General features: G+C 65.3%; 16 protein-coding genes and 1 pseudogene. 5 read left to right on the forward strand and 12 right to left on the reverse strand.

All coding sequences use genetic code 11. From position 1 onward, the window contains the following. The first annotated feature begins 311 nt into the window (after positions 1–311). Positions 312–1,664: a salicylate synthase gene (locus tag MTY59_RS17730; protein WP_221042303.1), complete on the forward strand. Its 1,353-nt coding sequence runs from the start codon at positions 312–314 to the stop codon at positions 1,662–1,664. Between the two features lie 35 nt (positions 1,665–1,699). Here the strand turns inward: MTY59_RS17730 and MTY59_RS17735 are convergent, their stop codons facing one another. From MTY59_RS17735 to MTY59_RS17770, 8 genes and pseudogenes are all read right to left on the reverse strand, one after another. Continuing rightward, entirely contained in the window at positions 1,700–2,614 is a 915-nt protein-coding gene (locus MTY59_RS17735; RefSeq protein ID WP_221042304.1) for a MerR family transcriptional regulator, read from the reverse strand. A 14-nt stretch (positions 2,615–2,628) separates the two neighbouring features. Next, complete coding sequence (locus tag MTY59_RS17740) at positions 2,629–4,125, reverse strand: flavin-containing monooxygenase (RefSeq protein WP_415822668.1); 1,497 nt, start codon at positions 4,123–4,125, stop codon at positions 2,629–2,631. 2 nt (positions 4,126–4,127) lie between these two features. Further along, entirely contained in the window at positions 4,128–5,048 is a 921-nt protein-coding gene (locus tag MTY59_RS17745; protein ID WP_221042306.1) for a ferritin family protein, read from the reverse strand. A 23-nt stretch (positions 5,049–5,071) separates the two neighbouring features. Then, positions 5,072–5,929, reverse strand: a complete 858-nt coding sequence (locus MTY59_RS17750; RefSeq protein WP_221042307.1) for an SDR family NAD(P)-dependent oxidoreductase — start codon at positions 5,927–5,929, stop codon at positions 5,072–5,074. After that, positions 5,914–6,936, reverse strand: coding sequence for an alpha/beta hydrolase (locus tag MTY59_RS17755; protein WP_221042308.1), 1,023 nt, complete (start codon positions 6,934–6,936; stop codon positions 5,914–5,916). Before MTY59_RS17755 ends, MTY59_RS17750 begins: the two co-directional genes overlap by 16 nt. Positions 6,937–7,402: 466 nt before the next feature. Next, positions 7,403–8,285, reverse strand: a pseudogene (locus MTY59_RS17760) (SDR family NAD(P)-dependent oxidoreductase). 28 nt (positions 8,286–8,313) lie between these two features. Further along, positions 8,314–9,054: a glucose 1-dehydrogenase gene (locus MTY59_RS17765; protein WP_221042309.1), complete on the reverse strand. Its 741-nt coding sequence runs from the start codon at positions 9,052–9,054 to the stop codon at positions 8,314–8,316. Positions 9,055–9,059: 5 nt separating this feature from the next. Further along, positions 9,060–9,587 carry a TetR/AcrR family transcriptional regulator gene (locus MTY59_RS17770; RefSeq protein WP_221042310.1) on the reverse strand — a complete coding sequence of 176 codons (528 nt, stop codon included), beginning with the start codon at positions 9,585–9,587 and terminating at the stop codon, positions 9,060–9,062. Between the two features lie 43 nt (positions 9,588–9,630). Here MTY59_RS17770 and MTY59_RS17775 point away from each other — a divergent pair, with 43 nt between their 5' ends. Then, positions 9,631–10,920, forward strand: coding sequence for a cytochrome P450 (locus tag MTY59_RS17775; RefSeq protein WP_221042311.1), 1,290 nt, complete (start codon positions 9,631–9,633; stop codon positions 10,918–10,920). Positions 10,921–11,547: 627 nt separating this feature from the next. Continuing rightward, positions 11,548–11,640, forward strand: coding sequence for a DUF2510 domain-containing protein (locus tag MTY59_RS27990; RefSeq protein ID WP_221042312.1), 93 nt, complete (start codon positions 11,548–11,550; stop codon positions 11,638–11,640). Positions 11,641–11,673: 33 nt separating this feature from the next. On the opposite strand, the gene MTY59_RS17785 is transcribed toward MTY59_RS27990, so the two are convergent. The 4 genes from MTY59_RS17785 to MTY59_RS17800 are packed head-to-tail and all read right to left on the reverse strand — an operon-like array spanning position 11,674 to position 17,323. Continuing rightward, positions 11,674–12,921 (reverse strand): hypothetical protein, encoded by a 1,248-nt coding sequence (locus MTY59_RS17785; RefSeq protein WP_221042313.1) that lies wholly within the window; start codon positions 12,919–12,921, stop codon positions 11,674–11,676. Further along, the gene (locus MTY59_RS17790) at positions 12,921–14,249 is read right to left on the reverse strand and encodes a hypothetical protein (RefSeq protein WP_221042314.1); all 1,329 of its coding nucleotides are present in this window, start codon (positions 14,247–14,249) and stop codon (positions 12,921–12,923) included. Before MTY59_RS17790 ends, MTY59_RS17785 begins: the two co-directional genes overlap by 1 nt. Further along, complete coding sequence (locus MTY59_RS17795; RefSeq protein WP_221042315.1) at positions 14,249–15,895, reverse strand: ABC transporter permease; 1,647 nt, start codon at positions 15,893–15,895, stop codon at positions 14,249–14,251. The genes MTY59_RS17790 and MTY59_RS17795 overlap by 1 nt, the downstream gene beginning before the upstream one ends. A gap of 36 nt (positions 15,896–15,931) precedes the next feature. Continuing rightward, a complete protein-coding gene (locus MTY59_RS17800) occupies positions 15,932–17,323 on the reverse strand; it encodes a condensation domain-containing protein (protein ID WP_221042316.1) in 1,392 nt (463 codons plus the stop codon). A gap of 1,005 nt (positions 17,324–18,328) precedes the next feature. On the opposite strand from MTY59_RS17800, the gene MTY59_RS17805 reads away from it, so the two are divergent. Beyond that, on the forward strand, positions 18,329–19,993 hold the full coding sequence (locus tag MTY59_RS17805; RefSeq protein ID WP_221042317.1) for an NAD-dependent malic enzyme: 1,665 nt from the start codon (positions 18,329–18,331) through the stop codon (positions 19,991–19,993). Between the two features lie 354 nt (positions 19,994–20,347). Further along, on the forward strand, positions 20,348–21,676 hold the full coding sequence (locus MTY59_RS17810) for a PPE family protein, SVP subgroup (RefSeq protein ID WP_221042318.1): 1,329 nt from the start codon (positions 20,348–20,350) through the stop codon (positions 21,674–21,676). The last annotated feature ends 99 nt before the right edge of the window (positions 21,677–21,775 follow it).

Here is a 21,775-nt window from a genome sequence, read left to right on the forward strand (position 1 = left end):
GCAGTGGGCGCTAGGAAAAGTCTGGCTCCCGAAGCCGCCTGTTGTGCGGCCGCAACGTAAACGGTTGGGAAACCTTTGGAGTGGCGATCTTCACGGCCGCCGGCCAGATCTCCCCCTCGAGGGCGGAGTTCAAACCGCCTTACCTGCGCAAACACGCCGGGATCGCCGGGGCTTTGCCAGGCTTCGAGCAGAAGCGTCCGGCCGGTTGGCGGTTTAACTCCGCGGGAGTTTTAGCTGAATGCGGCAATCGAGGCGGCAGTTCCTGGGATCGGTTGCGCACAGGTACATAGGTTAGGCTACATTTACTAACCGTGACCGAGGTCAGCGTCGAGACAAGTTCCGCCGGCTGTGAGTCGCCGTCGATGCCGCTTCCCGTGCACCTCGACCCGGCGGACGTGGCGGCCGAGCTGGCCGTGGTGCTGTCCGAGCGCGCCGGGGAACAGTATCTGCTCTACGAGCGCGGCGGTGAATGGGTGCTGGCCACCGGTGTGCGCGCGATGGTCGAGCTCGACAGCGACGAGCTGCGAGTGATCCGCGACGGGGTGACCCAGAGTCAACAATGGTCGGGCGGGCCCGGCCCGGTGCTCGGTGAAGCCATCGACCGGCTGTTGCTGGAGACCGATCAGCTCTTCGGCTGGGTCGCCTTCGAATTCGGTGTGTACCGCTACGGGCTGCAGCAGCGGCTGGCGCCGGGAACCCCACTGGCCCGAGTCTTTTGGCCGCATGGCCGCATCGTGGTGACCCGGGAGGAGGTCCGGCTGTTCGGTACCTCGGCCGGGCACCGGGACGAAGTCCTCGGTGTACTGGGCGACGGCGTGCCCGATGTGCGCGACGCCTCGGCGGTCGACGTAATCGCCGACCCGTCCGACTACCGTGGTCGCGTCGCGTCGGCCGTCGCTGAGATCGCGGCGGGCCGCTACCACAAAGTGATTCTTTCCCGCTCTATCGAAGTGCCTTTCGCGCTCGATTTCCCGTCCACTTACCGGCTGGCCCGTCGGCACAACACCCCGGTGCGGTCGTTCCTGCTGCGGCTCGGTGGAATTCGCGCCGTGGGTTACAGTCCCGAACTGGTCGCGGCCGTTCATCGCGACGGCGTCGTGGTGACCGAGCCGCTGGCGGGCACCCGCGCGCTCGGGCGCGGCGAGGTGCGCGACCGCCAGGCTCGCGACGACCTGGAGTCGAACTCCAAAGAGATTGTCGAGCACGCCATTTCGGTGCGAAGCTCGCTGCAGGAAATGACCGAGATCGCCGAGCCGGGCACCGCTGTCGTCACCGATTTCATGACGGTGCGGGAACGGGGGAGCGTGCAGCACCTGGGCTCCACGGTGAGCGGCCGGCTGGGCACATCCAATGACCGGATGGATGCGCTCGAGGCGCTGTTCCCGGCGGTCACCGCGTCGGGCATTCCGAAAGCCGTTGGCGTCGAAGCGATCATGCGCCTCGACGAGGGGCCGCGCGGGCTGTATTCGGGTGCGGTCGTGATGCTTTCGGCCGATGGCGGGCTTGATGCGGCGCTCACGCTGCGGTCGGCGTACGAACGTGACGGGAAGACCTGGCTGCGGGCCGGTGCGGGCATCATCGAAGAGTCGACACCGGACCGCGAGTTCGAAGAGACCTGCGAAAAGCTGTCCACGCTCGCCCCCTATCTGATTGCGCGCCAATAAGTTTCTGATCTCTTTGGCTGCGCGCTGACCCAGAGTCAGACCGAAGAGCTCGATTCGAGATAGTCGGCCAGGATACGGCCGACAAGCGATTCGATATTCGATTCGATGGACGATGCGAGAGTGGCGGTGACGGTCGCCACGGCTTGGGTTCGGAAGCGCACCAGCATGGTGATCAGTTCGGCGATTTCGGCGTCGGCCGGCAGCGGTTCGCCGGGCTTGATGCGATCCAGCACGTGTTCGGCACCTGCGCGCACCAGCATCTCACTGATCTTGTCGATCTCCGGGACGATCTGTTCGTGGAGGTCGATGAGCTTGTCGAATTTGACGCCGTAGCCCCGGATTTCGTTGAACGCTTCAATGAGTTTCGGGCGGGTGATGGTCGCTTGCTTCCCATCGATCCGGATCACCTGCAGCGCCACCAGGCGCTCGAACGCTTGCGCATCGTCGACGAGTCGCTGGGCCTCGGCGAGCGTCACCGTCTCCGGCTTTTCGGTGGTCCAGGTGCCGACGATGGCGGTTTCCAGGCCCAGCACGTCGCCGAGGTTTTTGCCCTCCTCCCACGCGCTGAGCATTTCTCGCACGTGTGCGATGTTGTAGCCGCGGTCGAGCATCGAGGTGATGAGCCGCAGCCGCGTCAGGTGGGTGTCGTTGAACAGGGCGATCCGCCCCACTCGCAGTGGCGGCGGTAGCAGCCCTCGGTCCCGGTAGACGCGGATGTTGCGCGTCGTGGTGCCGGCCAGCCGGGCCAGGTCATCGATCCGGTACTCACCGGAATTCGCGTCGCCGTTCGGGTGCCGGGCGGCCGACTCGAAAAGCTGCGACACCGCCCCCTCGATGAGTTGGCGGTATTCCCGCGATTGGCGCCGCACGCGTTTGGGTGCGCGCCGCACATTGTGCAGCACGCTGGCGATGGTGCCGGGTTCGGGTCGCGACGCGCGCTCGGTGGCCATGTCGATGCGGCCTCTCAGGCCGACGCGGTGGCCTGCGTCTGGGCGTGATGGGCAACCGCCTGATAGTCCTCGTACCGGAAATCCCTCATCTGGCGAAGATACTGCGTGGCGAACCCGGGGTACATCGACCCGTTGAATCCGTCCTTGGTGAGGTACCAACTGCGGCACCCCGACATCCAGGTCGTCTTGGTGAGCCGGCGTTGCAGGCCCTCGTTGTGGCGACGCTGGACCTCTTCGCGAACATCGAGGTAACGCAGGTCGTCGTTGAGGACGGTAGTGATCGCGCGTACCGCGTAGTCCAGCTGGCCCTCGATGTACACCAGCAGCGAATTGTGGCCCGGTCCGGAGTTGGGGCCGGTCATGACGAGCAGGTTCGGATAGCCGTGCACGTTGATGCTCTTGTAAGCCTGTGCGCCATCGGCCCATTCGGCGGCCAGCGACCGGCCACCCAGTCCGGTGACCGGGAAGGGCGGACCGGTCAGGTGCACGTCATAACCGGTGGCGAACACGATGCAATCGAGGTGATGCTCGATGCCGTCGCTGGTGCGAACGCCGGCCGGGCTCAACGTGGCGATCGGCCAGTCGATCAGCTTGCAGTTGTCGCGCTGCAGCGCGGGGTAGTACTCGCTGGAAACCAGCATGCGTTTGCACCCGGGCCGGAAGTCCGGCGTCAGCTGCCGCCGCAGCCACGGGTCTTTCACCTGCGCGCGCAGGTGCGCTCGGCCGAGCCGGGCGACCAGCGACGTCAACGGGGTGTCCCACACCAGCGCCGTCGCGCTGGCTTCGTGGCCCCAGTACAGCGCTTGGCGCGCAAGGTGTTGGGTGGCAGGGACTTTGGCGAACAAGGATTGCACGGCCGGCGGGGTGGCAACGTCCAACCGCGGCAGCACCCAGCACGGCGTGCGCTGGAATACTTTGACGAACCCGGCCTGCTTGACCAGTTCGGGGATGATCTGGATGGCGCTGGCGCCGGTACCGATGACCGCGACGCGCTTGCCGGTGAAGTCGTAGTCGTGATCCCAGCGTGCGCTGTGGATCTTGTGCCCGCGGTAGCTGTCCAAGCCCCGGATGTCGGGGAAGCTGACGTCGGACAGCGGACCGGAGGCCAGCACGACGGTGCGGGCGCGAAACTTCTTGCGGTTTTTGGTGGTCGCGGTCCAGATGCCGGCTTCCTCGTCGAAGGTCAAGTCTTTGACCTCGTGGCCGAACTTGATGCGGCTGCGGATGTCGAACCTGTTCGCCATGTCCTCGAGGTGCCGGTAGATCTCAGGCGCGGGGGAGTAGGTGCGTGACCAGGTCGGGTTCTTGACGAAGGAGTACGAGTACAGCAGCGACGGGACGTCACAGCTGGCACCCGGATACGTTGTGTCACGCCAAGTTCCGCCGACGCGGTCGGCGCGCTCCAGCATCACGATGTCGTCGACTCCGGCTTCGGCCAGGCGGATCGCTGCTCCCAGTCCGGTGAAGCCGGCCCCGATGATGAGCGCCGCATGGGCGCGGTTGTTCGCCATGATCACGCCGCCGGCCGGTAGGTGAGTTCCTTGAACCAGCTGGGTACCGGTCTGAGTAACGGTTTGGGGTACCGGTCGGACAGCCACACCATGGAATTGGCCAGCAGGTGATAGGGGTGACCGGGGTTGACCACCCAGCCGGCGTGTCGCTTGAGCACCCGGTAGGCGGGCACCCGCCGGGTGCGTTCGCCGCGCTCGCCCAGTTGCTTGAAGCGCTTGACCGCGTTGTACAGCCGCTCGGGTTCCATGCCCATGCCAGCCATCTCGTTGCGCACGCGATTGAGCAGCGGGATGTACATCAGGGCGCCGATGATCAGGCCGGGCGTGGCGATGGTCCCGATGAACTCGATGGCGAGCCGCCGCGCCGTGGCGTGGCCGATCATGTCGAGCACCTCGAAATCAACTGCGATATGCCGTGATTCGTCATTGTTGATCTTCTCGAACACCTGATGGCATACCGGGTCTTCCACGGTGTCGAGCAAGAATTTCAGCAGCGCGCCGTCGAGGGCGACCTCCAGCATCGGTATGACGGTGCCCAGCACCGACAGCGGCATGTCGTCGGAGTAGGTGTCGAGCCATTCGATGGCCAGCCGGATGTTGACGTTGGGCTTGGGAACCTCGCCGTCGTCGAGCATGCCCCAGCGCTTCATCAGGGCCATCTCGGCGTTGGCGTGGCGCTGTTCTTCGGCATGGAAGTACCGGTAGATCTCGGCCAGCGTGGGGTCGGGTGCCTTCTTGGCCAGCGCCGCGAACCCACGCGCACCGACGTTTTCGATCCAGCACAGGTCAGCCATGAACGCCTTGAGCTTGGGACGGAACTCGGGCCGGATGGTGTCGGCACCAGGCGCGTCCCAATCGATGTCGGCAAGGGCCCACTGTCGATCCTTGATCTTGGCGAGCATGGCTTCCATGTCGATGGCCACCGGTGGCTCCTTTCGTCGGGTGATCAGGGCAAGTTGATGCGGGACACCAGGCCGGCCGCACGGGTATAGGTCTGCGGGGCAAGCCGTTTGATGTTCCATCCGATCTTGGCGTCGTATTGGGGCATGCAGTACAGCTCACCACGGTCGTGGGCGTCCAAGCAGGTGCGCGCGACTTTGTCCGCGGACAATCCCGTCCAGCGCATCAATCTTCCGGCCAGCTCGCTGGATTGTTCACTGATGCGGCCGGATTCGAGGATGTTGGTCTTGACGAAGGTCGGGCACAGCACGGTGACGCGCACCGGCGTGCCGGCCAGTTCGGCGGCGAGGGTCTCCGAGAGTGAGAGCACACCGGCCTTGCTGACGTTGTAGGCGGCCATGCCGGGCGCCGCACCGAACGCCGCCGCCGAGGCCACGTTGATGATGCCCCGCGGCGCGTGCGAGGGCGCGGCCTCGCGCAGGATCGGGGCGAACACGTGGCAGCCGTGGATGGGACCCCACAGGTTGATGCCCAAGGTCCACAGCCAGTCGTCCAGCGGCGCCTCGCCGATGGCGGCACCGCCCGCGCCGACGCCGGCGTTGTTGATCACCAGCGTGGGTGGCGCCGCGAACCAGGCCTGCGACTGTTCGGCCAGCGCCTGCACGTCCTCGAATCGCGATACGTCGCAACGGATTGCCACCGCCTTGGCGCCGTGCTCGGTGATGGTGTCGGCCGTCCGCTGCGCGGCCGCCTCGTCGATGTCGCTGCACACCACCGCGCCGCCGCGCTTGCCCAGTTCGACGGCGAAGGCGGCGCCGATGCCGCTTCCGGCACCGGTCACCACCGCCGAGGCGCCGCGGCTGGTTTTCGACCGGTTGAGCAGTCTGTCTACGGGGCCGAACATGATCGGTGGATCTCCTCGGTGACGGCGCGTGCATCCTGCAGGGCGTGGGCGATGAATCGCGCGACATAGGCCATGGCCTTGGCGGCCTCGGGTGTCATGCGTGGCAACGCCTGGAAGACGTGCACCTGGTGCGGCCAGATCTGCAGTTCGCATCGGCCGCCGGCGGTGCGGATGTCGGCGGCGAGCTGGCGCGCATCCTCCTGCAGCATCTCGGCCCCACCCGCCTGGATCAGGGTGGGGGGAAGCGCGGCGCCGCCGGCGACGTCGAGCGTCAGCCGTTGGTGGGTGAGCTCGATGCCGCTGTGGTAGAGGCCGACCAGGCGGACCGCGTTCGCCGCCCGGGTGGCGGGATCGGGGCGAATCCGCTCGCGCGCCAGTGACAGCTCGAACGTGAGGTCGTATAGGGGGGAGAGCAGCACCATGGCGGCGGGGTGATCGACCTCGGGCTGCAACAGCAAGTCCACCGACAGGTGACCGCCCGCCGAATCACCGGCGATCACTACCTGTTTCGGCGGCACGCCGCAGGTGTCGACCAGCCAGTCCCAGCCCGCGCGGACGTCGTCGGCCGCGGTGGGGAAGCGGTGACGCGGTGCGAGTCGGTAATCGATGCAGAACACCGGTAGGGCGGTCAGGGCCGACAGCCAGGATGTCAAGCGGCGGTGCGTTTTTGGCGAACACACGGCGTATCCGCTGCCGTGCACGTGGTAGATCGCACCCTCGCTGAGTGAGGACCGCTCGGTTTCGCTTGTGGGCGTTCGCGGTCCGAATACCCATTCACCCTTGACCCGACGGCCATCGGGCAGCTTGACGTCGACCGACTCGACGCGGGTGCCCGCGAGCGAGGGCCCGAACGTGCCCATGATCCTGGCGATGATCTGGCGCGATAACCACAGACCCCAGGCCCGTTCGGGCGGAATCACGCTGGTGATCGGCCGAAGGGTGTACGTACTTACCGCTGCCGCGCCGCGGGATCGCAACGATCCGCGAGCCGGAACGCCGTCCGTCATACAACGCAGTCAACACCAAATGGTGACATTGGTCAATGGCAGCTTTCTGGGGCGATGCGAACGCCGTGCCCGCTCGACCTGGCGGGTGTGAAATCCGGTGTCACATTCTCAGTTGAGATGTCATATGGATGTCATATCTGACACGAACCTGAGACATACCACCGTCTAGCCCTTCGCCGGCCCCCGCGGCCCTGCGGACAGTCAGTGCATCCCAATCTGACGAAATCGCCTGTAAGAGAGCTACTGCCACGCTACCGAGTCGACAATATTCTCGACTCCTCGAAATCGCGGCCCGATTCCCCGGCTTTCGTGTCACACCTACTAGCCTGATCACTCCGGGATTAGCCACCCATTCCGGTGCAAGGTCATGCCTGGTGGCCGGTGCGACCGGTACGTACGCCCACTGGGTCGTCGGTTGATCCGTTCAACGACGAGGACTGCCCCAAACCTTCTGCCATTGGTCTACCTAATCAGTGCTACGCCTAGCGCGGTCGAGGTGGATCTCAAACTGGGAATGCGGATGGACTCCGTAGCGATCTCGGCAGGACGGGGGAGTGCGGCCGCAGTCGTCGACGATGCCGTACCGCCTTGCGAGTTCAGCACCGATCAGGGTCCGGCCGCTGAGCTCCATACGGCGGGGGTCGTTGTACAGTGCCCAGATGAGATGGCCTGTGAATTCCGGAGTTTCGGTGTCGTCGATTATGTAGCCGAGCTTCTCGGGGTCGGCGGCCACAATCTGTCGCACGCGCTGGGTGAGTAGGGTACCCATCCAGATCGATACGGCGGCGACGCCGTACGACTTGAAGTCCACCGCCATGTCGGCAGCCATCTTGTCGGTGCCGGCCTTGGCGACGCCGTAGGCGGGCCCGAACATATAGTGCGCCGCGCCTGATGCCGAGGTGAACGCCACCAACCCCTTGTTCTGAGAGATCATCAATGGCGCCGCCAGCGCGCTGGCGACGTAGCTACTGCGCAGACCTACGTCGAGGGTGTCGATGACGTTGAGCGGCTCCTCCCAAAATTTGGTAGGGCCCATCATCTCGTCGCGAATCAAGGCTGCGTTGTTGACCAGAATGTCGATCTTGCCGTGATCGCGTTCGATCGTCTCGAATAGCGCGTACCTGGTCGTCGTTGGAGTGGTCCACTGCGATGGGGATGCCGATACCGCCAGCGGCGGTAACCAGAGCCGCGGTGTCGTAAATTGTTCCAGTGAGTGGGGTTTGGCCGGGCTCGCGGGTGCGGCCCGTCACGTACACGGTGCAGCCATGGCTGCCGAGTGCGTGAGCGATGCCGAGCCCGGCGCCACGGCTGGCGCCAGTGACGACGGCGACGAGATTGTGAGGTTGCACGGGCGCGCTTCCTTGGGAGCGGTGGGCGTCAGACTTTCGTCGGGACATAGCTCATCAAACCGCCGTCGACGACGAACTCGGCGCCGGTAGCGTAGGTCGACTCGTCGCTGACGAGGAACACCACGAAGCTCGACACCTCAGCGGGATCGGCGCCGCGTCGCATCGGGATAGGGGCCATGAAGTCCTCGGTAACCCCGTCGCTCATCGGGGTGTGGACCAGACCGGGATGGATCGAGTTCACTCGGATGCCTTGGCTCGCCAGCTCGACGGCCGCGGACTTGGTGATGCCGCGCAGGCCGAACTTGGCTGCGACGTACGCGTGCAGATGGGAGCTGCCTGCCAAACCCTCGACGGAGGAGATGTTGACAATCGAGCCGCCGCCGCGAGCGATCATCGGCTCGACCACGGCGCGCATACCCAGAAAAGCGCCGGTGAGGTTGACGTCGAGGACCTGCTGCCAATCGGCAATCGCCAGCTTCCGCAGCGAGCCGAGCTTGACGATGCCTGCGTTGTTCACTAGTGCGTCCAAGCCTCCGAATACGTTGATGCACGCCGAGACTGCCGTCTCCCACTGGCTAACGTCGGTGACGTCGAGACACACGAAATGCACAGCCTCGCCCAGCGTTTCGGCGACTGCGCGACCTTCATCTTCCAGTACGTCGGCGATCACTACCTTCGCCCCTTCGGCGGCCAGTGCCGCCGCGTGAGCGGCTCCCATGCCCCGAGCACCCCCGGTGACGAGCACCACTTTGTCTGCCACACGTCCCATCGACGTCACCGTAGGCCGACGGCGGCGCGGAGTTGGGCGAGCAAAAGGTCGTCGTCGCTGCTGGGCAGTAGGTAGTGGCAGATCCCGATGCGAACCAGTGTGGTGGAGACGAGTACGGGATCGCCGACCCTGCTGCCGAGTTCGCGGGCGATGATCTCGGAAAGTACTGGGATCGCGCCCCTCATTTGCGCCAAAACCAGCGCGGGCTCGATCTCGATGAGCCCGCGCATCTGATACGAGCGGTAGAAGTCGGCAAGAAACTCCACGATGGCGTCGAGTCGCTTGCGACCCTTGCGCCCCACGAGTGCATGGGCGAGGTCCTCCTCAAAGGACTGCACCTCGAACTCGCTGAACGCCATAAGTAGCTCGTCCCTAGAGGCGAAGCACTTGTAAAGCGTCGGCCGCGAGATGCCGGCCTGCGCTGCGACATCTGACAAGGTGAACTTCCCGTACCCGTGGCGGCACAGAACTTTGAAGCAGGCGCGCAGGATGCGCTCGCGGGTGGCGGGATCATCGTAGATCTGCGGGGGCATTGACATCCTTTACAGTATTTGTAAGCAATGTTAGCGTCGCCGCATGCAGTCCGATAGTGCTTTCGCCGACGTCGACTTCTTTAGCGATCCGGGTGTCATCGCCGATCCGTACCCCTACTACGAGTACCTGCGGGCGCAGGGTCCGGTGTGCCCGATCGCCAGGAGTGGCGTCGTCGCGGTGACCGGATACGACGAACTGGTCGCGGTGTACAAGGACAGCGACCATTTCTCGGCGATCAACTCTTCGTCGGGCCCGTTCCCCTTACCGTTCAACGTCGTCGGCGACGACATCTCTGAACTGATCGACAGTCACCGCGAGCAGTTCCCCATGAACGAGCACCTTGTGTCGTTCGACCCGCCCACCCACACCGCGCACCGTGCGCTGCTCAGCGGTCTGTTCACGCCGAAGCGGCTCAAGGAGAACGAGGCATTCATGTGGGAGCTCGCCGACCGTCTGATCGACGAGTTCGTCGACACTGGCCAATGCGAATTCGTCGCCGCGTACGGTCAGCCGTTTCCGCTTCTGGTCATCGCCGACCTGCTGGGCGTGCCGGCAGAGGACCACGCGATGTTTCGCGCCCTGCTGGCCGGAACCGGCCCGACCGAGGATGAACCATGGGCCAGGATCGGCGATGACGGAGCCACCGACCTCAATCCGCTGGCGTATCTGGATCGATGGTTCACCGGCTACATCAGTGACCGGCGCGAAACACCACGGTCTGACATCCTGACCGAACTCGCTACTCAGACATTCCCCGACGGAAGCCAGCCCGATGTGGTCGACGTGGTCAGGGTCGCCACCTTCCTTTTCATCGCCGGCCATGAGACCACCGCCCGACTGCTGGCCAACGCCTTTCATATTCTGGCCGAGCGTCCCGAACTGCAGGATGCGTTGCGCGACAACCCCGATCACATCCCGACATTCGTCGAAGAGGTGCTGCGGCTGGAGAGCCCGATCAAAAGCGACTTCCGGCTTACCCGGGTGAGCACCACCCTAGGCGGGGTGAGCCTGCCTGCCGGTACCAAGATCATGCTGCTGCCCGGCGCGGCAAACCGGGATCCTGCGCATTTCGAGTGCCCGGCCGACCTGCGCGTCGGCCGGCCCAATGCGCGGCAGAACGTGTCATTCGCGCGTGGCGTACACAGTTGCCCGGGGGGACCGCTCGCCCGGATCGAGGGCCGGGTCACGATTCAGCGAGTCCTGGACCGAATCAAGGACATTCGGCTCGACGAGGCGCACCACGGGCCGCCCGGAAACCGTCGGTTCGACTATGTGCCGCTGTGGATCCTGCGCGGGCTGTCCGCCCTGCACCTCGAGTACAGCCCACGATGACCAGCGGCATTATCGTTGCGCCACAGCGCACCACCTAGCAGATCTCCAAAAGGTCATCGCGGCCATCACCGGTGTCAGAGGCCGCCGGCAACAGACCCCCGCGCGAGTACGTCGGTCGACGGTAATCGGTATCCGGGCGGCACCCGGAACCACGCTGCGCGATCCAGACTTTGGTGACCGTCGGGTCTGCGCCGCGCAGCGGGCCGAATCAGGTCGAGTAGCCCACTACGCTATGCGGCCTTTTCGAGACGAGCCAAAACTTGGCTAGTCGCCCAGTGTAACGGCGCCGGGGAGGGGGTTCGCCATGTCAGCATTCTCATCGTCTGCCGTCAATTCAAGGTGACCCCTGTACGAAAACGCAGAATCAGAAACCCACAGGAGTGATCAGAAGTGGACGCATGGCATGAACAAGCGTACCAACAGGCAGCGAAGCGGTACCAGGAGATTCATCAGAAGACGGTGGCACAACATCGCGAAATCACTGAGCGAAACCGCCAGATTAGTGAGCGAAACCGCCACGCGCGCCAACGACGACAAATCGCCTCGTCTCAGGGCCTTTCGCGAAGTGGTAGTCAACGGGAAGCCGAGCGCGCCGCTCGCCTTAACGCACCAGCTACATCGAGCGCTATGCCCGTAGCGGGATGGTACGAGGACCCGTGGGGTCACGCTTTTGCGCGTTGGTGGGACGGGACCCAATGGACTAACCAGACTCGCGGTTAATGCGACCGTCGGTTTCTAGCTGCGATGCGTCGGTCAAACCATGCGAGGGCCGCCGAACCCGGGAACGGCGCCCACCGGGATCAGTGCGAAGACGATGACGATACTGATGAACAATCGCAACGTCTTTGGGGTGGGCGCTTGTTCGATCTCCGGTCGACGTGCGGCGAAGAGGATGAACACGATCGCGACGTCGAATGCCACGATCGTCAGCCAGCGGGTCCAGTCGTAGCCGGTGAGGAAAACCGGGGCGACCAGCAACAGGCCGGCGATAACCCAGCCCGTTCGGCCTGACAGCGCCTCGACGAATGCGCGCAGCGGTACACCGGAGAGTCCGCTGAGTCCCCACAGCGTCACCGCAAGCGCAGCGGCGCCGAAGATCAACGAGACGGTGAGACCCAGTATGCCGATGTCGCCGACCGTGCGGACGGCGTCGGCGACTCCCTGGTCGTAGTGCGGCATGACGTTTCGGCACACCCAGTCGTGGTAGTCGGTCTGACCGGACTGCCCGTTCATCACGAAGCGCATCAGCGTCTCCGGCGACGTGACCGTGGCGAAGGGGTTGGGCATCAGGTGATGCGGTACGGCTGCACACAGCTGCGAGGCGATGTCGTGACGACCGAACGCCGCCACCACAGCCGTGATGAGAACTCCCGGTGTCACGGCAACGAGCATGCCGAGACGTTGAGTGGATTCCAGCGCACCGCCGAGGACGATGATCGCCAGCACCGCACCCAACGCGAACTGCAGCCCTATCGCCTCGTGGACCAGTGTCAGCACCGCGATCACGGCGCCGTAAGCCGCGCACCAGCCCATCGCGAGGGCGCGGGAACGCGTCAGCACCAGCGCCGAACTGAACAGCGCCAGGGCCGCCCCGCCGAAGAGGTCGGGGCGGGCCGAGAATGCCGCGAATGGAACACCGAACGGCAGCAACGGAATCACCATCGCAACCATCAGCCGGCGCTCAGATCGATAGCGGCCGACGAGCATCACACCCGCGACCGCGGCCAGGCCGCACAGGTAGACCGCGGTCGACAGCCAGCGCAGACCGAGCGTGGCCCCGAAGTAGTGGTTGGGGGCCAACCGCACCAGTTCGCCGGCCAGCCCGCGGCGGACGAAGCCGTGCGTGTAGTCGGCGGCGTAATACGACATCCAGTACACGTCGAGCGGAACGACCTTGATCGCGAACCACAGCACGAGTGCCGTCCACGCCGCGATTGCGGCGCCGATACCCACGAGGCGATTCCGGGCACGTGGATACGCCCGCATGCTCAGATCCACCATCAGATCCGGCCCTCGTACACGCTGGTGGCGGACAGCTGCAGGTCGGCCAGCGCGGCGCACGCGAACTCGCGCGTGGCTGTGGCGCTGCTCTGATACGCAACGACGGTGAGAAACCGGCTGCCGTTGACGGTGCCTGTGCCACAAAATAATTGGCCCTGCGCCTGCTCGATGCGGGCCTGAGTGAGGCCCTGCTCGGCGAGCCGCATGGAGACCTCGGTCGCATCCGCGCCATCGATGCGGCTGACGGCGCCGTCAAGGCTCCCGAGGTTGGAACACCCCACCGGAAGCTGGCCGGACGACATGGCGATGCCTTCGGCGCGGCGCACCAGCCAGCGCGGCGTGAATGGAATGAGCGGCAGTCCGGCGAGCATCTCGTTGGGCTCTTGCTCGAGCGCCGCCAGCGATCTCTTGACGTCGGCGCGCACGGCGCTCAAATCGCCAGCCACCGCGGCGCCGTCGACGGCCAGTGTGATCGAGGTCAGCGCATTGGCGCGGTCGTCGTCGGGGGTGCGGTCGCTGACCGGAAGCACCACCGTCACGGAGTTTCCGTCGGGCAGCACCCTGCCCATCCGGTGAGCCAGGCGAACGGCGAACGCCACGAAAAGTGCGTTGCCGCTTCCGTTGAGGGCGCGCGCTCGCGCCTCCCACGCCGCGGCGTCGGTTTGGATCGTCACCGACGGGGAGGTGTTCTGGTCGTCGTCACTCGGGCCTCCGGGCCGCCGCGCCGGCGACTGACGCCGCTGATCGGACGAGACCCTGAGCAAAATCAGCAGGGTCGCGATGAGCGCGCGAATCGCCGCCGGCAGAGCACGAAGGGCATCGGCCAGGTCTGCCAAGATCGCGCGGCCCCGCTGGCGTGAATTTGGCCGTGCATAACCAAGATTGCGTCGTTCTCCTTTGACCGCTTCGGCGACGGCCAACACCAGCCCGAGGCCGTCGACCACGCAATGCGACGCCACCAGGGTGACCGCCGCGCCGCCGTCGTCCAACGGCAGCGCGCCCAGATGAAACGTCGGGCCGTGCTCGGGATCGACGTCCACCCGGGCGCGTCGTTCGAGCCACGCACCGATCTCGTCCCGGGGTCGCGGCGGTTCCCACGCGATGTCGGGCGAGCGGCTGTCGAGCACCCAGCGATGACGCCCGAACGGCAACGGCGAACGCTCGATCCGGCGTCCGAGCAAGCCGGCACCGAGATTGTCGTTGAAGGCCCGCAATTCGTCGATGTTCACGTCGCGGTCGTAGATCCACGTGGACTGCACGGTGCTGCCCTGACCGGTGGCGCGCAGCCGCAGGAAGGCGGCCTGGTCCAGCAGCGCCAGCCGCGCCACTAGCACCCCGCCTCGGCCGCAGCGCGATACCCGCGCACCGCCACCGGTGCGAATACTGCGACCAGCACGCCGCCCCAGAGGCCCGCCTGCCACAGCGGCGACAGCACCGGACCGCCCTCCGCGAGCGCGCGCATCGCCTCGATCGTCGGGGAGATTGGCGAAAATCGCACCACCGGTTGCAGCCAGCCCGGAAACACCTCGGCGGGCGCCACACCGGTGTTCAGGAACAGCAACACTATGCACCCCGCGCCCAGCCAGGTCACCATCGCTTTGCCGTCCGCGCGCGCAGCGATGGCGATGACCAATGTCGCCATTCCGGCCGAAATCGCCACGGGCATCAGGACGAAAGCCAGCATCGCGATCCAGCCGTAGTTGAATCGCAGACCCATAGCGATTCCGAAGACGGTGAGCACAAGGGCGGACGTGATGGTTCGGGCCGCCTCAGCGACGAGCCGCCCCGCCACGGTGCTGGCCCGATGAACCGGCTGCACCCACAGCCTGGTGAGTACACCGGACTCGCGCTCGGACGGCAAAGCCAGACCGGTGCCGAGGGTTCCGAACACCGCGCCGACCACCGCGCACATCGGGACCAGCCCGTACAGGCTGTCGTGTCCGGTGGCGGCCAGGACGGATTTGCCTACCAGCAGTTTGTAGATGACGAGGAGAAAGGTCGGAAACAACAGCGCCTGTACCGCGACTATCGGGTCGCGGCGCCAGCGGCGCAGCAGCCGTCCCGCCTCCGAAGTGCTTTGACTGACGAAGGCTGTCAGCGATGTCGCGCACGGAATCTCTTGCCGTGCAGCGGCACAAACGGCCACCTGGGCCCGATCGGTGGACGCATCGTGCGCCGGCGACTCGTCCCGAGCTGCCCTGCGAACGATCAGCGGCGCGCCCGAACTTCCCGCGCTGACACGGCGCTGCATCCGCACCGCGAGAACGCCGAAAAGTGCGAGCAAGCCAAGGCACCACGTCGATGTCACCGTCAGATCCCTGCTGGTGACGTGGCCAGTGGTAAGGCCGCGCAGCGTCTCGGTGACCTGAGACACCGGTTGGTTGCGAATGAACGGTCCAAGCCATGCCGGAAACGATTCCGCCGGAGCGATTCCGGTGGACAACAAGATCAGGACCAGTTGGGGGAGAAGCAGTAATTGGCTCGACGATTCGACGGAGCCGACCCGGGAGCCCAGCGCATCGGCACCGAGACAAACCGCCATCGCGAACGCCACCACGGTGAGCACGAACAGGGCCGTGTCACCGGGGCCGCCCTCCATCCGGAAGTCAAACAACCATCCGACCGCGATGGCCGCGACCAACGCGATGATCGCGCGGGTCAGGCAATAGAGCATCCGCGCGCCCAGCGGCACCACCGCGGAAACCGGCAGGGTGCGAAGCCGCGAACCGAAGCCGGACAACCGGTCTCGTGCGGCGCGATCGGCCGTGGTCATGGCCCCGAACAGCATCGCCTGCACGATGACGACCGGAACGACATACTGCGGATAGCTCATCGGGCCGGTGTGGATGAGGCCGCCGAGTACCAGCGTGAACCCCAGGAAACAGCCCACCGGTGCCAGCGCGGCGAAAAGCAGGTCAGCGTCGCGCCGGGACGCTGACACCGTCCGCAAGGTGAGTGCCACCAGGGCACTCATACCGCGGCCTCCGGCGACGCCACGAAGGGAACCACATCACGCATGGATACGGAGTCCGGCATCGGACACCCGGGTGAACTCGGCTCGCATCGTCTCGACGTAGTGCAGGACGGACCTGCGGGCGACGTCGGTGCCCGGGTAGGCGACCACCAACTGCGTTTTGTCGTGCATGCGATTGACCCACATGCACACCGTCTCCGACAGCCGGTTATCGCCCCACACGCCGGCGCGCAGGCCGTCGAAGTAATCGCCGAACGGCAACTTGCGGATGTCGATGTAGGACAGCATCGGGACGGGACGGTCCGGGACCTCGATCGGGTTCGACGACGGGTCGGTGGATTCGAGCAGGTGGTAGTAGGGCACGGCGCCCAGGGCGGTGTTGCCGTCGAAAGATGCCTGGGCGGCGCTGACCACCTCATCGAACGACGCACCGGCGGTGGGAATCGCCAACGGGACGAAACTGGCCAGCCAACCGACCGCGGTGGCGTACGCGGGCTCCCGCCGGTTGTCGAATGGCGTGAGCCCGAAATACGTTGCGGCGCCGGTTAACCGGTGTTCGGTCAGCGCGGCGCAGGCGAACACGCCACCGCTGAAACGCGCGCCCGCCGCACGGCACACCGCTTCGAACCGTCGGCCTTGGTCGTCATCGAGCAGGTCGAATACGTCGATGGCTCCCGGGGTGTCCGCGTTCGAGTCACCCAGTTCCAGCGGGAATTTCGGGAGTGCCCCATTATTCGCCGCGAGAAAAGCGCGCCACGATTGAATCTCGGGCGACTCCTCGTTCAGGCCCCGGGTGTACGCGTGCTGATTCGCGCTGTATTCGCGATGGCTCGGGGCGGACGGCAGCGGGTTTTCCGCCCTCTGCAATGCGGCGAAGTACATCGTCTGGATGTCGAGGAAGATCACCCCCGCCGACATGCCATCGGCGCGCAAGTGGTCGACGGCGATATAGATGGTGAACCGGTCTTGGGCCTGGATGATGCCGAAGGTGAAGCAGTCCCATTGGAGCGGGTCGGGCGTATCGAGAAGCAGTTTGCGGATCTGGTTCGGCGTCATCCGCCCGAGGTCCGCCGGCGCCAAGGTGATGACCTCCGGGTTGGGAATGACATAGCGAAGGATCTCGTCGTTATCCCCGAAGGCGAAGCGGTCGTGGTAAGTGTCGTGTCGCCGCAGGTGACCGTTCACGGCTTGGGTCATCGCATCGATATCGCAGATGCCGCTGATTTCCCAGGCCCCGATGCACAACCGGGGGATATCACGGCCGCGGTTAACCTGGCGTCGGTAATAGCGGAGATGCTGCGCCTGCTGATAGCTCACCGGGGCGGGGTGGTGCTGTGCTTCGGCGGCGCGCCGATAGGTGGCGGCCGTGGGGTACCAGGATACGACGGTGCCCTCGGCCGTCCAGTCCTCAACCGTGCCCAAGAACATGCGCTACCTTTCGTCCGTCAGCTGCGACGCCGGTTTGGATGACCTTAATGGCACGGCGCATGAATTGCTGAGTAAGTCGGTTGCCGAGGCGGTCCGGTTCCGTAGGCTTGGCAAGTCGCTTACGGCGAGCCGCGGCGAGCAATGCAGGCCGGTGATTGGGCTGGTTGGGGTTTGAGTTGACGGTCCACGTGTTGGCAAGCGGCGCAAATAAATGACTCGCCGGCGATCCCGCGGCGCAATCATGTAATTCCCCTTTCGGGCCTGAGCTATCGCATGGAAAGTTCTGTCAACCAAATGTGTGCTCATGTGAGGTAGTCGACAACGCAGGGCCATTTAATTCGCGCTTCGTTAACATGGAACTACCAGTCAAACAAGCATTTATCTCGACCAGATGACCCAACCTGTCGATTCCCACCCATGCAGCAAGCGCTATATCGGGGAGACCTCGCCAGATGCTGGTGGGCCTGCCCAAACGGCGCCTCGGTTACCATATCGTGATGTATGGTCGTATTGGAATAGTGTCAGCGAAAGATTCCTCGCGCCGATGCTCCGGGCAAACAACCAATCGATTCTTAACAGGGCCACAGCACTAGGCCAGATGGCCCTGCTAATGCCAGCCTAGGTGCACAAATCGGGAGCCGAACTGCGCACCGACAGCAAACTGTGATTCGATCGAGTCGGCGTGGTGAACCTTGTCACGTGGGCGCAGCGTGCGCAACCACGAGCCCGAATTCGCAGCGCAGGGGAAATCTTTGCGCGCCAGGTGGATAAGCGCCGACGGCGACTATTCAGCGGGTGGTTCTCGCCATGGTGAGCGCAGACCGCCCAGTAAGTTGCAGGACGCGCCGACTGGCAGTCGGTCTCAAGTTGCCCGAGGCGGCGTCGCCCACGGGCGGCGCACCCGACGGCTGCTCGCGCAGACAAAGCGTCCGGGGTGGTCGATGATGGTCGGGACAACCCGTCGTTTCTCGTCACCGTGAACCTTCCAGAGAACGGATGTTGACGATGCCCGATGAGCTTCGTGGTACGGCCAGGCTGTTCGATGCGTTGACCACCAAAGGCACCGCTTTCACCGAAGCTGAACGCCAGCGGTTGGGGCTCTTGGGTCTGCTGCCGACGACGGTGAAGACCCTGGAGCAGCAAGCCGAGCACTGCTGGCACGAATTCTCCACTCGGCGAGATGATCTCGACAAACACATCTATCTGCGGGCATTGCAGGACCGCAACGAAACGTTGTTTTACAAGGTGTTGAGTGACCACATTCCCGAGGCGCTGCCGATCGTCTACACCCCCACCGTGGGTGAGGCCTGCCAGCGTTTCAGTGAGATCTACCGGCGGCCGCGAGGATTGTTCGTTTCCTACGCCGAGGGTCACTGTCTGGACGAGGTGCTGGACAACCGGCCGCAGCGCGACGTCGACGTGATCGTGGTGACCGACGGACAGCGCATCCTCGGCCTGGGCGATCAGGGCATCGGCGGGATGGGCATCCCGATCGGAAAGCTGTCCCTCTACACGCTCATTGGCGGTATCGATCCCGCCCGCACCCTTCCGATTGTGCTCGACGTGGGTACCGACAACAGCGAACTTCTCGACGATCCGCAGTACCTGGGCTGGCGGCACCGGCGCATCGACGACGACGATTACTACGCCTTCATCGACAAGTTCGTCACCGCGGTGCGCAACCATCTTCCCAATGTGCTGCTGCAGTGGGAGGACTTCGCCACGACGCATGCGCTGCCGATCCTGGCCCGCTACCGCGACAAGCTGCTCACCTTCAACGACGACATCCAAGGGACGGCCGCCGTCACCGTGGGAGCGCTGCACGGCGCCGCCAAAGTCGCCGGCCGCCCGCTCTCGCAGCAACAGGTCGTCATGCTCGGCGCCGGCTCGGCCGGTATCGGAGTGCTCGACATGATTCGCCGGCAGATGATGACCGAAGGCCTGTCCGAACAGCAGGCCTCGCAGCGCATTTGGGTTGTCGACGTGGTCGGCCTGCTCACCGACGACCGCACCGACCTGTCCGACGCGCAGCGCGGATTCGCCCAGCCGGCCGGTCGCGTTGCGGATTGGAATCTTTCAGGGCCCGCCCAGCTCGCCGACGTCGTCCACCATGTCGACGCGGGTGTGCTGCTCGGCCTGTCGACCGCGGCGGGTGCCTTCACCGAGAGCATCGTGCGCGAGGTCGCCGACAAGACCGAGCGGCCGATCATCTTCCCGCTCTCCAACCCGACGAGCCGCGCCGAGGCGCACCCCGCGGAATTGGACCAGTGGACCGACGGGCGCGCCCTGATCGCCACCGGCTCACCGTTCGCGCCGCTACACCGAAACGGTGTGGAACGCCCAGTGGCCCAATGCAATAACGTCTACATCTTCCCCGCGATGGGACTGGCCGTGACGGCGGCTCAGGCGACGCGGGTCACCGACGAGATGATGCGGGTCGCCGCCGAAACCTTGGGCGAGGCGTCGCCGGCCCTCGCCGACCCCGACCAGCCGCTGCTGCCCGCATGGTCGGACGTGCCCGATATTGCGGTGCGCATCGCGCACGCCGTCGCCGTGCAGGCCGTCGCGGACGGCGTCGCCCCGACGCGCAGCGACGAAGAACTCACCGAACGCATCGCGCAGGTGCGTTGGCTCCCCGATTATCCTGCCTCGGCGGACACCACGGCCTAGTAGACGTCGCGCAGGTAGCGGTGGGTCGACCCGAGCTGGTTGCACTTTGCCGCCTCCAGGTTTTCTGGGGCATCACTTCGGCTGTCGAAGCGACGTACCGCCGGTTATGGGTATCGGGGACCGCGGTGTGAGTATGTTCACTTTCGGCCTTCAAGGCAATATTGTCCGTGGGCAACGGGCTGGGAGGATGCACGGAAACGCCTGCGCTACAGCGGATCTGCACGACACGACCGCGGGCCGACACTCCCCGCGCGGACGTACGCGCGCAGGATTGAGAATCGAGAGCGCGTGGTACCAAAGGGAACGTGAGCGGGGGTTAGATGACCGATGCCCCCACAATCTCAAAGGAACTCAATGCACTTCGCGGTATTGCCGCCGGAGGTCAATTCCGGCCGCATGTACGCAGGCCCCGGCGCGGGGTCGCTCTTGGCCGCAGCGACGGCGTGGGATGAGCTCGCCAATGAGCTGCACACCACGGCGGCCAACATGGAGTCGGTGATCTCCGGGCTTACCAGTGAGCCGTGGCACGGGCCGTCCGCGGTGGCGACGGCGGCCGCGGCCGCACCGCAGGTGGCCTGGCTGACCGCCACCGCTGAGCAGGCCACGCAAGCCGGTGCTCAGGCCAAAGCCGCTGCGACGGCCTATGAGTCGGCGTATGCGGCGACGGTGCACCCGTCGGTGATCGCAGCCAACCGCTCCCAGTTGTCGTCCCTGGTCGCCACGAACCTCCTGGGTCAGAACACCCCGGCGATCGCCGCCACCGAGGTCGCCTACGGCGAAATGTGGGCCCAGGACGTCGCCGCGATGTACGGCTATGCGGGCGCGTCGCACGCGGCCTCGCAGGTGACACCGTTCACCCCGCCCAAGCGGACGACCAATCAGGGCGGGCTGGCCGCGCAGACTGTTGCGACGACACAGGCCGCCGGTACCTCGGCCGGACACGTGCAATCGGCGCTTTCGAGCAACACGATGTCCGCGGTGCCGAACGCGCTGCAAAACCTCACAACTTCGTCGACGGCGTCCTCGGGACTGAGTGACCTCTCAAGCTTCATGAACCCATACAATTTGGTGTCCCTCGGGTCTGCATTCCTCGGCAATGGCACCGGGCTGATCGGGGTATCGGGAGCCGCGGGGTTCATTTCGGACACCGAACACAAGATTGTAGAACCGGGCACGAAATCGAAGGCCGTGCCGGAAAAGCCGGCAGTTTCGCGCTCGCCCGGAAAAGCGACGACGGTGTCCGCGGGAATGGGGCGTGCGAACTCGCTGGGCAGCATGTCGGTGCCGCAGGGTTGGTCCACGGCGGCACCGGAAGTGCGCCTCACCGCACTCGAGTCGCCCGACGCTGGTGCTCTTCCGGCGAGCCGCGCGGGTTCTGGCCTGTTCAGTGGCCAGATGCCGCTGTTCGGTGGTGCGCCGTTGATGGCGATGCCCGGCCGCGGCACACCTGATGGCCGGGGTCGCCAACCGGCCGACACGAGCGACGCGCCCGGCCGCCAGGTCCCCGCCGCGGCGGCTCTGCAGAAGCGCGGACAGTCGCCGCGCAGCGCCTCGACCGGAACCGCCGCCGAACTGCGCGAAGTCACCGACGTGCTAGGCAAACTCGCGGAACTGCGAGCCACCGGCGCGCTGACCGACACTGAATTCGCCGAACAAAAGCAACGACTGCTCGGCACCGGCTAGCCGAGTCCTGCCCGCCGGTACTCGTCGGATCGGCCTGATTGCGGTGCATGTCCTACTGCCCGCGGTTCACGGGCGCTTGTCCTGGGCGTCGGCTTCCGC

This window comes from Mycobacterium senriense, from assembly GCF_019668465.1.
In the GTDB taxonomy this organism is placed as follows: Bacteria; Actinomycetota; Actinomycetes; order Mycobacteriales; family Mycobacteriaceae; genus Mycobacterium; species Mycobacterium senriense.

Excerpts from the sequence above, each read along its gene's own strand:
- MTY59_RS17810 (WP_221042318.1), top strand. The coding sequence starts at position 20,348 with ATGCACTTCGCGGTATTGCCGCCGGAGGTCAATTCCGGCCGCATGTAC.
- MTY59_RS17805 (WP_221042317.1), top strand. The coding sequence starts at position 18,329 with ATGCCCGATGAGCTTCGTGGTACGGCCAGGCTGTTCGATGCGTTGACC.
- MTY59_RS17740 (WP_415822668.1), bottom strand. The coding sequence starts at position 4,125 with ATGGCGAACAACCGCGCCCATGCGGCGCTCATCATCGGGGCCGGCTTC.
- MTY59_RS17775 (WP_221042311.1), top strand. The coding sequence starts at position 9,631 with ATGCAGTCCGATAGTGCTTTCGCCGACGTCGACTTCTTTAGCGATCCG.
- MTY59_RS17770 (WP_221042310.1), bottom strand. The coding sequence starts at position 9,587 with ATGCCCCCGCAGATCTACGATGATCCCGCCACCCGCGAGCGCATCCTG.
- MTY59_RS17750 (WP_221042307.1), bottom strand. The coding sequence starts at position 5,929 with ATGTTCGGCCCCGTAGACAGACTGCTCAACCGGTCGAAAACCAGCCGC.
- MTY59_RS17755 (WP_221042308.1), bottom strand. The coding sequence starts at position 6,936 with ATGACGGACGGCGTTCCGGCTCGCGGATCGTTGCGATCCCGCGGCGCG.
- MTY59_RS17795 (WP_221042315.1), bottom strand. The coding sequence starts at position 15,895 with ATGAGTGCCCTGGTGGCACTCACCTTGCGGACGGTGTCAGCGTCCCGG.
- MTY59_RS17785 (WP_221042313.1), bottom strand. The coding sequence starts at position 12,921 with ATGGTGGATCTGAGCATGCGGGCGTATCCACGTGCCCGGAATCGCCTC.
- MTY59_RS17765 (WP_221042309.1), bottom strand. The coding sequence starts at position 9,054 with ATGGGACGTGTGGCAGACAAAGTGGTGCTCGTCACCGGGGGTGCTCGG.
- MTY59_RS27990 (WP_221042312.1), top strand. The coding sequence starts at position 11,548 with ATGCCCGTAGCGGGATGGTACGAGGACCCGTGGGGTCACGCTTTTGCG.
- MTY59_RS17800 (WP_221042316.1), bottom strand. The coding sequence starts at position 17,323 with ATGTTCTTGGGCACGGTTGAGGACTGGACGGCCGAGGGCACCGTCGTA.
- MTY59_RS17735 (WP_221042304.1), bottom strand. The coding sequence starts at position 2,614 with ATGGCCACCGAGCGCGCGTCGCGACCCGAACCCGGCACCATCGCCAGC.